General features: G+C 59.9%; 13 protein-coding genes. 3 read left to right on the forward strand and 10 right to left on the reverse strand.

What is annotated here, in order from left to right; translation table 11 throughout:
- Nucleotides 1-28: 28 nt before the first annotated feature.
- The 6 genes from ACN19L_RS17190 to xseA all read right to left on the reverse strand — a co-directional run bounded on the left by ACN19L_RS17190 (nt 29) and on the right by xseA (nt 4264).
- The gene (locus ACN19L_RS17190; protein ID WP_426490693.1) at nt 29-793 is read right to left on the reverse strand and encodes a hypothetical protein; all 765 of its coding nucleotides are present in this window, start codon (nt 791-793) and stop codon (nt 29-31) included.
- A gap of 1 nt (nt 794) precedes the next feature.
- Nucleotides 795-1208, reverse strand: a complete 414-nt coding sequence (locus ACN19L_RS17195; RefSeq protein ID WP_426490694.1) for a hypothetical protein — start codon at nt 1206-1208, stop codon at nt 795-797.
- A gap of 188 nt (nt 1209-1396) precedes the next feature.
- Nucleotides 1397-2089 carry a hypothetical protein gene (locus tag ACN19L_RS17200; protein ID WP_426490695.1) on the reverse strand — a complete coding sequence of 231 codons (693 nt, stop codon included), beginning with the start codon at nt 2087-2089 and terminating at the stop codon, nt 1397-1399.
- A 16-nt stretch (nt 2090-2105) separates the two neighbouring features.
- Complete coding sequence (locus ACN19L_RS17205) at nt 2106-2456, reverse strand: hypothetical protein (RefSeq protein ID WP_426490696.1); 351 nt, start codon at nt 2454-2456, stop codon at nt 2106-2108.
- An 80-nt stretch (nt 2457-2536) separates the two neighbouring features.
- Nucleotides 2537-2758 carry an exodeoxyribonuclease VII small subunit gene (xseB, locus tag ACN19L_RS17210; RefSeq protein WP_426490697.1) on the reverse strand — a complete coding sequence of 74 codons (222 nt, stop codon included), beginning with the start codon at nt 2756-2758 and terminating at the stop codon, nt 2537-2539.
- A gap of 15 nt (nt 2759-2773) precedes the next feature.
- Nucleotides 2774-4264, reverse strand: a complete 1491-nt coding sequence (gene xseA / locus ACN19L_RS17215) for an exodeoxyribonuclease VII large subunit (RefSeq protein ID WP_426490698.1) — start codon at nt 4262-4264, stop codon at nt 2774-2776.
- Nucleotides 4265-4571: 307 nt separating this feature from the next.
- Between xseA and ACN19L_RS17220 the strand changes: the two genes are divergently transcribed.
- Both ACN19L_RS17220 and ACN19L_RS17225 read left to right on the forward strand, forming a co-directional pair.
- Nucleotides 4572-6683, forward strand: a complete 2112-nt coding sequence (locus ACN19L_RS17220) for a M13 family metallopeptidase (protein WP_426490699.1) — start codon at nt 4572-4574, stop codon at nt 6681-6683.
- 145 nt (nt 6684-6828) lie between these two features.
- Nucleotides 6829-7185, forward strand: a complete 357-nt coding sequence (locus tag ACN19L_RS17225; RefSeq protein WP_426490700.1) for a hypothetical protein — start codon at nt 6829-6831, stop codon at nt 7183-7185.
- A gap of 107 nt (nt 7186-7292) precedes the next feature.
- On the opposite strand, the gene ACN19L_RS17230 is transcribed toward ACN19L_RS17225, so the two are convergent.
- Together ACN19L_RS17230 and ACN19L_RS17235 are read right to left on the reverse strand one after the other, a co-directional pair.
- Nucleotides 7293-8021: a peptidylprolyl isomerase gene (locus ACN19L_RS17230; protein WP_426490701.1), complete on the reverse strand. Its 729-nt coding sequence runs from the start codon at nt 8019-8021 to the stop codon at nt 7293-7295.
- Nucleotides 8022-8125: 104 nt separating this feature from the next.
- The gene (locus ACN19L_RS17235) at nt 8126-9379 is read right to left on the reverse strand and encodes a zinc dependent phospholipase C family protein (protein WP_426490702.1); all 1254 of its coding nucleotides are present in this window, start codon (nt 9377-9379) and stop codon (nt 8126-8128) included.
- A 139-nt stretch (nt 9380-9518) separates the two neighbouring features.
- On the opposite strand from ACN19L_RS17235, the gene ACN19L_RS17240 reads away from it, so the two are divergent.
- On the forward strand, nt 9519-10562 hold the full coding sequence (locus ACN19L_RS17240; protein ID WP_426490703.1) for a hypothetical protein: 1044 nt from the start codon (nt 9519-9521) through the stop codon (nt 10560-10562).
- A gap of 201 nt (nt 10563-10763) precedes the next feature.
- On the opposite strand, the gene ACN19L_RS17245 is transcribed toward ACN19L_RS17240, so the two are convergent.
- On the reverse strand, nt 10764-11264 hold the full coding sequence (locus ACN19L_RS17245) for a CinA family protein (RefSeq protein WP_426490704.1): 501 nt from the start codon (nt 11262-11264) through the stop codon (nt 10764-10766).
- An 83-nt stretch (nt 11265-11347) separates the two neighbouring features.
- Nucleotides 11348-12640, reverse strand: a complete 1293-nt coding sequence (locus ACN19L_RS17250) for an amidohydrolase family protein (protein ID WP_426490705.1) — start codon at nt 12638-12640, stop codon at nt 11348-11350.
- Between the last annotated feature and the right edge of the window lie 142 nt (nt 12641-12782).

Below are 12782 nucleotides of genomic sequence, written 5' to 3' on the forward strand. Positions count from 1 at the left end.
CTATTCGGCTAAAGTAAACGAAACGCGGCTATTTCGGGCGGTCGGTGGGCGAAGAAGCGGGCAAAACAAGCGGCCCCCGCCGCCGGCCGAAGCGGAAGCGCAGCCACCCGGGCAAGGCCCGCCGGGGAGCCGGCCCGCCCGGCAAAATGCTGATCAGGTAAATCAGCAGTCCTACCTGTATTATACGCAGCGGTGGATATAGCAACATGCTGCTGATGGCGGCACTATCTCCAGGAAAGCGGGTTATAAGGTCGGCTGGCAATAATTCCTGCACAATAAACACTAGTGTCGAGCAAGGATAATACAGCAAAACCATAGCCCCCAGAATAAGCTCCGGGTTTTTTTCCGGGCGCACGGAAGGTCGCAAATTCCAGACGTGGTACATAGCCAGTATCGTCAACAGGCTATTGCCGGCTATGCGGCTTACTACATTGATGCTGTTGGTAAACGGATCAAACCACAGTGCGTCGCCGAGGGCTATCAGCGCAAATGTGACCCAGCACCAGGCAATTATTTTGCGCTGTTTGTGAGAAAGCAATGCGCCAAATGCCCAACAAAGCGTGGTGACATCGAAAAGAGTAGAAAGGTGATAATTGAAGATGTTATTATGGAGAATGACCCGACCGAACATATCCAGTAGTAGGCAAATAACATCACCAACCAGATAAAAATATACCGGCTGAAAGCTTCGTGGCAGCAAAGACTTTCGGCCGGTATACAGTGCAAATGGAACCACAGTGATGATGGTGCAAATACGAATTAATGCCACCAAATTACTGAGGTAATTTGTCACTCTAGTTACTCATTGGGCTTGTAGGATCACATACGTTGGGACATTTCAGAGAGGAATCTCCCACAATACCATCCCCATTCAGCAACTCGCCGGTTGGGCTGGTGCGGGGCACTAGGTCGTAGCCGTTTACATCTACGCCCACGGCCAGTAGCTGGTACTCGTCTTTGCTTTTGTCACCGGTCTGGTCCTGCTCCAGCCCCATGTAGAAGCGGATGCCCACGCAACCGGGCTGCTGCTTGATGGTATCGAGCAGTTCGTGGCCGAAGTAGTAGGCTTTAATGCGCTTGCGGCCGGCCAGCTCTTCCTGATTTTGGGGCTGGTTGCGGTAGTTGGCGGTCCACTGCTCAGCTTCCGAAGCAGGGATAGGGGCTCCGGCATTGGGGTTGAACCCAGGTATAGGATCGGTAAAAAGCATCAGGTGTGTGGGAGAAAAGGGAGAGAAGTATTCGGAGGTAATATATAGAGGTTTTTTTGAACAGTTTAGAAACGCGACACTTCGCGTCTCGCATTAGAACTACCCTACTGGGAGCTAAGATGTGAAAGACCACATGGCCGCCCTCCCAGCCATGCAGTGCGCGAAACCGTTACAGCAGTAATAAGAATCTAAAAACCTGTTGTAAACAGTTTCAAAGATGGTTTTGGTTGTTGTGCCAACCAGAATGCCCGGCTGAATAGAATGGTCATAACGAGCAGTAAAATAGAGCTTATTAAATAAACTAATCGGGCGCTGCCTTCGTCATTCGTAGCAATGAGATAATTAGTTATTAAATGCACGACAATAGTGCCAGCTAGATAAAGTATAATACCAATAGAAGCTATAAACATTGGTTTCCGTAAAGCTACAATCTTTCGATTCTTTAATATGTGTATTTCAAAATAGATAAGTATGAGTGTAATAATCAAGCCACTCTCTAGAATGTTTGTGTAGGAATTAATTTGATGAAAACCCTCGAGCCAGAATGAATCAATTAAGGCAAAGAATAGGAATATAACGCTTGCAATGCGGATACGACGTTTGATAACGGTACTTGTAAATTCATCATGATATACCTTTAAATAAAGTAGGGTTTCACCAATAGTATTTAAATGATTGAGTGGAAGACCATACGCCCATACATGTATGGCTACTTGCAAACCACAATACATTGCAAGCAGAAAAAGAGGAACAAAGCGCAGCGTTCGGAGGCCGCCGACCAGCCATTTACGATTATACTGGGCTATGGCAACAGGTATCACCATAGCCCAATAGACTACAAAATCAATGCCTTTGCACAGTGTTATAAACCAAACGGGCATTATAATAACGCTATGCTTAGCTATTCAACGGATTGTCAATACTGCAACAGGGCGGGCAAGGTGGCAGAGCTGTTGCAATTTGGGCAGAAGAGCTCAGGGATTCGGCTTCTTCATCCGTTTCGCGGCGGGCCGCAACAGCTGTTTCACTCAGGATGTCGTTGTCGTTGGCATCGTACCCCACCAGTACCAGTTTGGGAGCACCATCGTCGTCTAAACCGTAATAGGCGCGTACTCCCACGCAGTTGGGCTGCGACAGAAGATCATTCAGCGTAGCAGCTGGAATACAATGCCCTTTGATGCCACCAGGATTCTGCGTGCGGTAATTGCGCGTCCAGTTGCTGGCTTGTTGCAGGTTGTCGTTGTTCATAGGTGGGAAACAGGAAGAGTAGAAAATTAGAGGCGGTCAAATATAAATGATATCCTATGCCCTATATAAAGATGGTTATCTTATTCTTCGGGATACTCGTCCTCATCCTCCAGGTTCTCAAACACCTGGTCGATGGCCGATTCGGCGGAGCGGAGCTTTTGCTTGCACAGGCGAATCAGCTCGGCGGAGCGCTGCACGCGGGCCGTGAGGTCGTCCACGTCCACGGCGTCGGTTTCGAGGGCCTGCAGGATGGTTTCCAGCTCTTCGATGGCCTGGCGGTAAGTGATATTCTGGGGTGACATAGGCGAAAGATGGAGTTAGGGAAGAAACAGCGGCAGCTGCCCGCCCACCCGGGCCGGCACCACCGCGTCGTCGGGGAGGCGCAGCAGAAACTCCTGGCCCGGCCGCAGCGGCCCCTGCCAGGGCCGGCCCTTAGGCGTAAGCAGCCGAACGGCCCCTCCGCCCCCCGGCGCGAGGGGTAGTTGGGCCAGCCGCAGCTCCTGGCGGTGCAGCAGCTTCAGGGCGGTCAGCTGCACGGCAAACTGCTGGCGCAGCAGCTGCTCGCGGCGGCGGCGGTGCAGGCGGCGGAAGCGCTGGGCCAGCACCCGGCCGCGCCGCCGCAGCCCCTGTTCCTGGTGGCGCAGGGTGGCGCGGGCAGCCCGGTGCAGCTGGTGGCGGCGGCGCGTGAGAGCCTGCTCCTGGTGGCGCAGCTGGGCCCGCGGAGCCGCCGCCGCCAGCCGGATGCGCTGGTGCAGCAGGTGGCGGTGCTGCTGCAGCTGCTCCTGGGCCGAAAGCTGAGCGTGGCGCAGCAGCCGGCTCAGGTGGGCCGCGTGCTGCTGCACCTGGGCCTGGGCCAGCTCCCGGATGCGGCCCCCGTAGCCTTCCAGCGCCGCCTCCAACCGGGCCAGCCGCTCAATCAGGAAAGCCGCCACGGCCGTGGGGGTTTTCAGGGCGGTGTGGGCGGTGAGGTCAACCACGGCTTCGTCCCGCTCGTGGCCGATGCCGGTAAGGACGGGCAGCGGAAACGAGCCCACGGCCGCCGCCAGCCCGTACTCATCGAAGGCCAGTAAATCGGTTTTGGAGCCCCCGCCCCGGATGATGACCACCGCGTCGAAGTCGTGGCGGCGGGGCCGGATGCTGTCGAGGGCGGCCCGGATGCTGGCCGGGGCATCGTCGCCCTGCATGAGGGCCGGGAACAGGGTGAGGGCGAAATCGTAGGGCGCTTCCCGAAGCTGCTGCACGAAATCCTGCCAGCCGGCGGCCGTGGGCGAGGAAATAACGGCCACCCGCTGAATGCCCAGCGGCAGGGTCAGACGCTTCTGCCGCTCCAGCAGGTCTTCGGCCTGGAGGCGGCGCAGGGTTTCGAGGCGCAGGCGGGCCAGGTCGCCCACGGTGTAGGTGGGGTCGAGGGCCAGCACATCGAGGCTCAAGCCGAACTGCTCGTGGAACTTCACCTGCACCCGCAGCATCACCTTCAGCCCGATGCGCAGCGTCAGGCCGGTTTGCTCCTCAAAAGCCGCCGCCAGCTGCTGGTAGCGGGCACTCCAGATGGTAGCCCGGGCTTGGGCCTTGAGCTGCGCCCCCCGGCCGGTGGTGTGCTGGTCGGTGAGGGTGAGGTAGCAGTGCGCCCCGTAGGAGCGGGGTAGGGTCAGGTCGGCAATTTCGGCCACCACCCAGTACGAATCGGCAAACCGCTCACTCAGCGCCTGGCGCACCCGGGCCAGCAGCTCGCTCAGGGGCATGGCGGCCGGGGGCAGGTGCTTGGCAGGAGTAAGGCCCGGCTCGGGCCGGCGGTTGTATAAAGGCATTGCAGCAGTAAAGGTAAGGGGGGAAACGGGTGGTTAGGTGGTTGGACTGTTGGATGGTTGAATTGTTGAAGGGGTAGAAAACTGGTCATCTTAAGCGGAGTGATGGACCTTATCCCGTTGCTACAACTTGTTCACGCGTGGAAAGGTCCTTCGCTCCGCTCAGGATGATTGGTTTTCTATCCGTCCGTCCATGCAGCAACCCAACTACCCAACTACCCAACCACCAATCCACCCAGCGGCCAGGATTTTCTTTTACCTTGGCTTTCCGTTTCATGTCCCACCTTCTACTTTCCTGCTAATACCCCCTATGAAAAGTACCACGAATCTGAAGCTGGCGGCACTGGCAGCCGCTGGCTTGTCGCTGGCGGGCTGTGCTTCCAGCAAAACGGCCGCACCCACGGCCGCCGCTACCACCACCGCCCCGGCGACTCCGGCTCCGGCCCCCGACCCCAAGGGCACCGGCCTGAACGTGGCCAACATCGACCAGTCGGTAAATCCCTGCGACGACTTCTTCCAGTATGCCTCGGGCAACTGGCTCAAGAATAACCCCATTCCGGCCGCCGAAGTGCGTTGGGGAGCCTTTAACGAGCTGGCTGACAAGAACAACGCCGTGATGCGGCAGATTCTGGACGAAGCCGCCGCCAACACGACGGCCGCCAAAGGCACCAACGCCCAGAAAGTAGGCGACTACTACGCCTCGGCTATGGACTCGATGGCCATTGAGAAAGCCGGCCTGAAATACCTGCAGCCCGAGCTGAACCGCATTGCCGCCGTAAAGGACCTGAAAGGTCTGCAAAACGAAGTGGTGCACGCCCAGAAAATCCAGACCGGCGCGTTCTACAACGGCTACGTGGGCCAGGACGATAAGAAGAGCGACGAGTACGCCGTGAACCTGTACCAGGGTGGCCTGAGCCTGCCCGACCGGGACTACTACCTGAAGGATGACGCGCGCTTTAAGAGCATTCGGGCAGCGTATACCACCTACCTGGTGAACACCTTCAAGATGCTGGGCGACAATGAAGCTACGGCCGCCAAAAACGCTGCCACCGTGCTGCGCCTAGAAACCCGGCTTGCCAAAGCCAGCAAGAGCCGCGTGGACCTGCGCGACCCCAACGCCAACTACAACAAGATGACGGTGGCCGAGGCCGCCAAGCAGTTTCCCAACCTGAACCTGCCCAACACGCTGGCGCAGATGAAGCTGGGCGCTGCCAAAACGGTGATTGTGGGCCAGCCCGCCTTCTTCAAGGAGCTGAGCACCATGATGAAGCAGGAGCCCCTCGGCGACCTGAAAACCTACATGCGCTGGCACCTGGTCACCTCGCTCACGCCCGCCCTGCCCAAAGCCTACGGCGACGAGTCGTTCCGGTTTGCGCAGGTGCTCACGGGGGCCAAGAAGCAGCAGCCCCGCTGGAAGCGCATGCTGCGCTCCACCGACGGGGCGCTGGGCGAAGCCTTCGGGCAGGTGTACGTAGAGAAAGCCTTTACGCCCGCCACCAAGGCCAAGGCCCTGGAGATGGTGAACAACATCAAGGAGGCCATGGGTGAGCACATCCAGAACCTCGACTGGATGAGCGACGCTACCAAGGCGGAAGCCCAGAAGAAGCTGGCCGCCTTTACCGTGAAAATCGGCTACCCCGACAAATGGAAGGACTACTCGGCCCTGAACATCTCGCGGGAGAGCTACCTGAAAAACGTGCTGGCTTCGCGCGAGTGGGCCATCAACGACAACGTAAGCAAGTTCGGGAAGCCCATCGACCGGCAGGAGTGGGGCATGACGCCGCCCACGGTGAATGCCTACTACAACCCGTCGATGAACGAAATTGTGTTCCCGGCCGGCATCATGCAGCCCCCGTTCTTCGACCCCAACGCCGACGACGCCGTGAACTACGGTGGCATGGGCGCGGTTATCGGCCACGAAATCACCCACGGCTTCGACGACCAGGGCCGGCAGTACGACGCCCAGGGCAACCTGCGCGACTGGTGGACCAAGGAAGACGCCGCCAAGTTTGAGCAGCGCGCCGAGATGGTGGGCAAGCAGTACTCGGCCTTCTCGCCCCTCGATTCGGTGTACGTGAACGGCAAGCTGACCATGGGCGAAAACCTGGCCGACTTCGGCGGGCTGGCCCTGGCCTACTCGGCCCTGCAAAAGCAGCTGGCCAAGCAATACGGTAACGCGCCCCGTCCCAAATACGACGGCTTCACGCCCGAGCAGCGCTTCTACCTGGCCTGGGCGCAGGTGTGGCGCACCAACGCCCGCCCCGAATACCTGCGCCAGCAGGTAATGACGGACCCGCACTCCCCGGCCCAGTACCGCACGGTAGGCCCGCTGATGAACATGCCTGAGTTCTTCGAGGCCTTCGGCTGCAAGGACCAGGGCAAAATGGTGCGGGCGCAGGCCGACCGGGCTAAAATCTGGTAGTGCTTGTGTAGCTGTTAGCTTTTGGCTGACGCATTGTTGAAAAGGCGTTTCGTGCACTGCACGGAGCGCTTTTTTTTTGCGCTGACTGGTCGGGGTTTCTACCTTGGGCCGGGGTATCGTTGGCGGAACCGCCCTATCTTGCCGCATGCAAAACCTCATTCGGGCCCTGCTGGGCGGTAGTATGCTTGTGCTGGCAGCCTGCCGGCCCAACGTGCAGGAGCTGGTGCAGCAGCCGGCGGTGGGCGACGTGTACGTGGTGCAGTTTCAGCCGCCCGGCAGTCCTAAGCCGCAGTTTTACCTTTACCGCGTGCAAACCGTGCGCCCCGATGCGGTAGAGCTGGCCGCTGCCCGCCAGCCCGTGCCCGAGGTGCCTGCAACGCCGCCCGCGCCCGGCACCTTCTCCACTACCCTGGAAACCTACACCCGCGCCCAGGCCCTGGAACTCCTGCACGAGCAGCGCGGCGACGTAAACCACGCCCGGCTGGTGGAGGTAATGAGGTGAGAAAAATAGTAGCGCGAAGCTCCGCTTCGTGTATTGTTGAACACGTGGCTTTGGCGGCCCACTACCTGCTGTTCCACGATACGCGAAGCGGAGCTTCGCGCTACTACTCACTTCAGCACCTTTACCTTAATGCCCACGTCCTGAATCGGCCACTTATCGTTGCCCACGGGCTCAGCGGCAATTTTGTCGATAACGTCGAGGCCCTCCACTACTTCGCCGAACACGGTGTACTGGCCATCGAGGCTGGGCACGCCGCCAATGGTGGTGTAGGTGCGCAATTGGTCAGGCGTGAGGGTACGACCGGTGCTGGACTGGGCTCCGTATTCGGTAAGCTTCTGGCCCTGCACAATGTAGAAATCGTGGCTGGACGATAGGCGGCCCGGGTTCTGCTCGTCGTCGTAGCGGGCCATGCCCACGGCTCCGCGCTTGTGAAAATGGTTGGGCCGGATTTCCGGGGGCAGCCGGTAGCGGCTCAGGCGCAGGGCCAGCTTATCGGAGGTGCCGCCCTGGATAGCAAAGTCCTTCACTACCCGGTTAAACACGGTCTGATCAAAATAGCCCTTACGGCTCAGCAGCAGAAAGTTGGCCGTATGCAGGGGCGTATCCTCGTACAAACGGATACGCATATTGCCGTGGCGCGTCTGCAGCAGCACTTCGCGGGCCGGGTGCTGGCGGCCGTAGGCCGTCAGCAGACGCACCACGTTGGAATCGGCCAGGGCCCGCAAATCGGGGCCGGGAATGGGGGGCGGGGCGGTGGCGGTGGTGGTGTCGGGGCTGGCTTGATTGCAGGCGGCCAGCAGGCTAAGCACGGGTAGCCACAGAAAACGGAGCTGCATTGGAGCGAAAGAACTAGGCCGGAGAGAAGTGCAAGAAACCAAAAAAGTGCGGCTCCGCCGGGGCGGGGCCGCACTTCTATTATGGAAAGCCGGGCCGGAACGGGTTACCAGCCTGAGCCGGCCGGGGTATCCCAGCCATCGGAAGCCGGCTTCTTTTTGGCTTTGGCCGGCTTCTCCACTTTGGTTTTCTCCTTTTGGCTGGGGCCGTCGGCGGGCTTGGTTTTCGTTTTGACTTTGGTGGTGCCGGCGGGCAGCGCCGGGGCTCCGGGTACGGGAGCGGCTGGTGCGGCCGGCGCGGGTTTGGTGGCTTCCGCATCGGCGGGTAGTGGGGCCATGTCGCGGGCGGCGTTGATGAGGTCGGGGCGGGCTTCTACCTGCATCTTCTGCATCGAGAGCAGCAGGCCCTGCTCCAGCAACTGGTTGTCTTTCCAGGCATCCAGTTCCATTTTAAGCTTTTCCTCTTCTTCCTTTTCGGGCTTGCGCTTCAGCAACGCATCCAGATCAGGCGAGCCGGCCTCTTTCCAGGCCGTCATCCACATGGAGGCCACCAGGGTCGGGGCCAGTTTCAGGCGGAAGGCTACCTGGCCGCCCACCTTCTCATGGTAGGAGTCGGCGAAGGCATCGGAGTAGGAGCGGCGGGTTTTGCCGTACTTGTGGCTGAACACGTACTTGGTTTCGGGCGTGTACTTGCGCGTGACTTCTTCTTCCCGGTCGAAGGTGTCGCCCAGGAAGCCGTACGATTCCTGAATGACCTGCCAGATGTCCTTCAGCGGGTCTTTCTCGTACCGGCCCGGCTCATTATCCAGCTTGTACTTGCCAATATGGCGCTCGGGCAGCTTGCTTTCCCACAGGGCATGAATGCCCTCCTGCTTGGTGAGCTGGCCGTCGTAGTTTTCGGTGGTGTGCAGGGGCACGTAGGCGTCGGCCACGTAATGACCCAGATCGGCCGAGAGGGCCAGAATAGCAGTAGTATCCTTCTCCCGAAACGCTTTCACAAGCTTGTCCTTGGTTTCGATGACAGCCCAGGGAAGCGTACCGTATTTGCGTAGGGTATCGGCGGTGTATTTGGCTACGGCTTTCTCCCACATTTTAGGCATCAGCCCAAACGGGTCGTCGCCGTAGTGGTCAATGTCGATAAAGTGCTTGCTGGCCTCGGCGGGGTCCTGGTCGCGGCGCTCATCGGCGGCGGTGCTGAGCTTGATGAGCTTGCCCATGTTGCGGTAGTAAAAGCCGCGCATGGACGAAGGCAACGAATACACGGCAAGCTGCGTGATGGTACGGTGACCGAAAAAGCCCCAACCCGGCGACAACACCGGGCACAGCAGCACGATAAGAAGGGTGAGTAGTAGTTTTTTCATAACGCAAGCCAAACGGTGAACGGCGAAAAGCGAAGGTACATGATGCCGGCTTGACGTGCTGATTTTTTGCGGGTTGCCCCTCCAGACCCCGCACGGGCAAAACCCGTATCATTGAGCCCTCTACCTGCCCCGCCCGCCCGTGACGCTCGTTTCCAAGAAGAAGATACCCTACGCCATTCGGCCCCGGCTGCGCGCGTACCTGCACCAGTACGACCGGGAGACGCAGCTGCCCGTGACGTATCAGGAGCTGACCCGCTTTACCGGGTCTTTTCCGCTGCTCAACCGTCAGGGCCGGGATACGCTCTGGGAAACGGTGTACTACGAGCCCCAGGCCCTGCGCGAACTGAGCGAAGGGCTGGCCGAGGTGTACGCCCTGCTCAAAACCGCCGGCGACTTATCCTTCACCGACCACCTGGTGGCCGACCGGGTGGACTACTGCCGCTTCGGCAACAGCAACCCGTTTCGGGTACGCATTGTAAATCAGCTCAACGACAACTACGACTACTTCTACGTGAAGCGGGCCGATGCCTCGCGGGTGTACGGGCTGGAGCTGGAGCACCTGCTCAGTCCCAACAGCATGAATTACCTGGTGCACGGCGATACGCTCATCGAGGAGCACATTGCCGGCATCCCCGGCGACGACTTCATCCGGGACCATCTGCAGCGGCCCCACCTCAACCAGGTACGCATTGCCAAGGAGTTTGTGAAATTCAATGAGCGGTGCTTTGCCCGTCTGCTGGGTGATATGCGGGCCTACAACTACGTTATCGACGTGACGCCCGATTTCGAGGATGAGCAGTACCGGGTGCGGGCCATCGACTTCGACCAGCAGTGCTACGAGGGCAAAAAGAACATGTACCTGCCGCAGTTTTTCAAGGATAACCGGGCCGTGGTGATGCTCTGCAGCCAGCTGCTTACGCCCGAAAGCATCCGGCAGTACCAAACGGAGGAGCGCACCCTCATGGCCCGGCGAGTCCGCTCGGAGCGCCGCCGCCTCAAAGACCTCATTGATTGTCTGCGCCACGACGACGTATCACCCCCCGAAAAAGTGGACCAGCTCAAACAGCAGCTCAACCAGCACCACCATACCCAGCAGTTCAGCCGCTGCCGCAGCATGGGCGACGTAGTGCGCCTGAACCTGAAAATCATGCTGCTGGCCCCCAACAAGGCACTGGAGGGATAATGGGTAGTTGGGTGGTTGGGTAGGTGGGTGGTTGATGGTTGGATGGTTGGTACTGTCATCCTGAGCGCAGCGAAGGACCTTATCACACCAGAACGAACCCGCATGGCAGTTGTCGTTCCAGCGTGATAAGGTCCTTCGCAAGCTCAGGATGACAGTACCACCTACCCAACCACCCAACCATCAACCACCTAACCACCCACCTCACGCCGGGGCTAGTTGCTGGCGCTCCAGCAGGTCGGTTAGCTTTTCGTAGATAAACTCGGTGGCGCGCTGGCGAATGGCGTCGCCGGTACCGTCGAACTGCTCCCGGTACTCGTGCGCCTTGCCCTGGAACAGAATGGTAACGAACACCGTGCCCACCGGCTTCTCGGGCGTTTCCGATTTGCCGGGGCCGCACAGGCCCGTTACGGCCACGCACACGTCGGCTTCGGGCAGGTGGCGGTGCAGGCCCAGGGCCATTTCGTTGGTGGTTTGCTGGCTCTCGGCTGAGTACGTGGCCAGGGTAGCTTTCTTCACGCCCAGCAGGTGCTGCTTGGCCTCGGGGTGGTAGGTAACCACCGAGCCCAGCAGCACTTCACTCACGCCGGTAGCCGGGGCCAGTTGGGCGGCAGCCAGGCCGCAGGTGCAACTTTCGGCCAGGGCCAGGGTGAGCTTGTGCTTCAGAAATTTCTGAACTAGCTCGTCAGGAAGCGTCTTTTTCATAGCAGGCAGGAATGTACCCCGCCTACGCAGGCCCCGCGGGAAGGGTGCAGCCGAGCTTGACACGAGCCAGCCCTAACGTTGAGCTACTCCTGCCGGTACACGGTGCCTTGCTTCATCACGAAGCGCACCCGTTGCATGGCGTTGATATCCTGCACCGGGTCGCCCTCCACGGCTACCACATCGGCCAGCTTACCGGGCTCCAGCGTACCCAGGCTGCCCGTTTGCCCCAACAGCTCAGCCGCCGCTACGGTGGCGCTGCGCAGGGCTTCGTAGGCGGGCATACCAGCCTCCACCATGTAGCGAAACTCCAGGGCATTCACGCCGTGACGGTACACCGAAGCATCGGTACCAAAGGCAATTTTAACGCCCGCTTTGTACGCCCGCCCAAAGGTGTCCTGCAGCTTGGGGCCAATGGCCAGGGCCTTAGGCGTTACCAGCGGGGGGTAGTAGTTGGGAATTTTGGCCGAGTCGGCCACCGATTTGCCGGCCGTGATGGTGGGTACGTACCAGGTGCCGTATTTCTTCATCAGCTTCATGGTTTCATCGTCCATGAGGGTGCCGTGCTCAATGCTGGTCACGCCCGCCCGAATGGCCCGTTTCATGCCCTCGGCCCCGTGGGCGTGGCAGGCCACGTTCAGGCCCAGGTCCCGGGCCGTTTCCACCACGGCCCTGATTTCTTCCTCGGTAAACTGCGGGGCCGAGCCATCCTTGGCCACGCTGAGCACGCCGCCGGTGCTGGCAATCTTGATGAGGTCGGCCCCGCGCTTGTACTGCTCGCGCACGGCCTGCCGGCCCTGGTCGGGGCCGTTAGCCACGCCGTCGGGCGGGCCGGGCATGCCCATCAGGTCGAGGCGGTAACCGTTGGTGGGGTCCATGTGGCCGCCGGTGCCCGAAATGGCTTTGCCCGCCGTGAAAATGCGCGGCCCCACCACCTGCCCCCGGTTGATGGCGTTGCGTAGGGCAATGTTCACGCCCGAGCCGCCCAGGTCGCGCACCGTAGTAAAGCCGGCCAGCAGGGTTTTGCGGGCGTGCTCCAGGGAGCTAAAGGCCACGTCGGCCGGATTCTGGGTGAATTCCTTGAGGTAGTTGTCCTTGCTGGTTTCGCCCTCCAGGTGCACGTGGCAGTCGATGAGGCCGGGCAGTACGGTGCGGTTTTTCAGGTCCACCACCTTGTCCTGCGCCCCGGTGGGCGCGGTGTAGCCCGATTCCACGGCCACAATACGGCCGTTTTCCACCACCAGGGTCATATCGGGGCGGGCGCGCTCGGTGCGCATGTCCAGCAGGCGGCCGCAGTGCAGGTAGGTTTTCTGGGCCTGCGCGGCGGTAGCCAGCAGCAATGAGCCCGCCAGCAGCGCCAGGCGTACGGGTGAAAGCATGGGGTAGGGGAATGAAAGTGGGAGTTGCGGGAGGAAGATACAGTACAATTAAATGCTGCATGCCTACTAAATTCCGGGCAATCCGTATATTTTGCCAGCCGTTCGACTTTCCGGAACGGCTCACTCACCATTTCACCACCTC

Source organism: Hymenobacter sp. 102 (assembly GCF_049949205.1).
In the GTDB taxonomy this organism is placed as follows: Bacteria; Bacteroidota; Bacteroidia; order Cytophagales; family Hymenobacteraceae; genus Hymenobacter.

Coding starts and splice junctions, on each gene's coding strand:
- ACN19L_RS17195 (WP_426490694.1), bottom strand. CDS start 1,208: ATGCTTTTTACCGATCCTATACCTGGGTTCAACCCCAATGCCGGAGCC.
- ACN19L_RS17200 (WP_426490695.1), bottom strand. CDS start 2,089: ATGCCCGTTTGGTTTATAACACTGTGCAAAGGCATTGATTTTGTAGTC.
- ACN19L_RS17205 (WP_426490696.1), bottom strand. CDS start 2,456: ATGAACAACGACAACCTGCAACAAGCCAGCAACTGGACGCGCAATTAC.
- xseB (WP_426490697.1), bottom strand. CDS start 2,758: ATGTCACCCCAGAATATCACTTACCGCCAGGCCATCGAAGAGCTGGAA.
- xseA (WP_426490698.1), bottom strand. CDS start 4,264: ATGCCTTTATACAACCGCCGGCCCGAGCCGGGCCTTACTCCTGCCAAG.
- ACN19L_RS17220 (WP_426490699.1), top strand. CDS start 4,572: ATGAAAAGTACCACGAATCTGAAGCTGGCGGCACTGGCAGCCGCTGGC.
- ACN19L_RS17225 (WP_426490700.1), top strand. CDS start 6,829: ATGCAAAACCTCATTCGGGCCCTGCTGGGCGGTAGTATGCTTGTGCTG.
- ACN19L_RS17230 (WP_426490701.1), bottom strand. CDS start 8,021: ATGCAGCTCCGTTTTCTGTGGCTACCCGTGCTTAGCCTGCTGGCCGCC.
- ACN19L_RS17235 (WP_426490702.1), bottom strand. CDS start 9,379: ATGAAAAAACTACTACTCACCCTTCTTATCGTGCTGCTGTGCCCGGTG.
- ACN19L_RS17245 (WP_426490704.1), bottom strand. CDS start 11,264: ATGAAAAAGACGCTTCCTGACGAGCTAGTTCAGAAATTTCTGAAGCAC.
- ACN19L_RS17250 (WP_426490705.1), bottom strand. CDS start 12,640: ATGCTTTCACCCGTACGCCTGGCGCTGCTGGCGGGCTCATTGCTGCTG.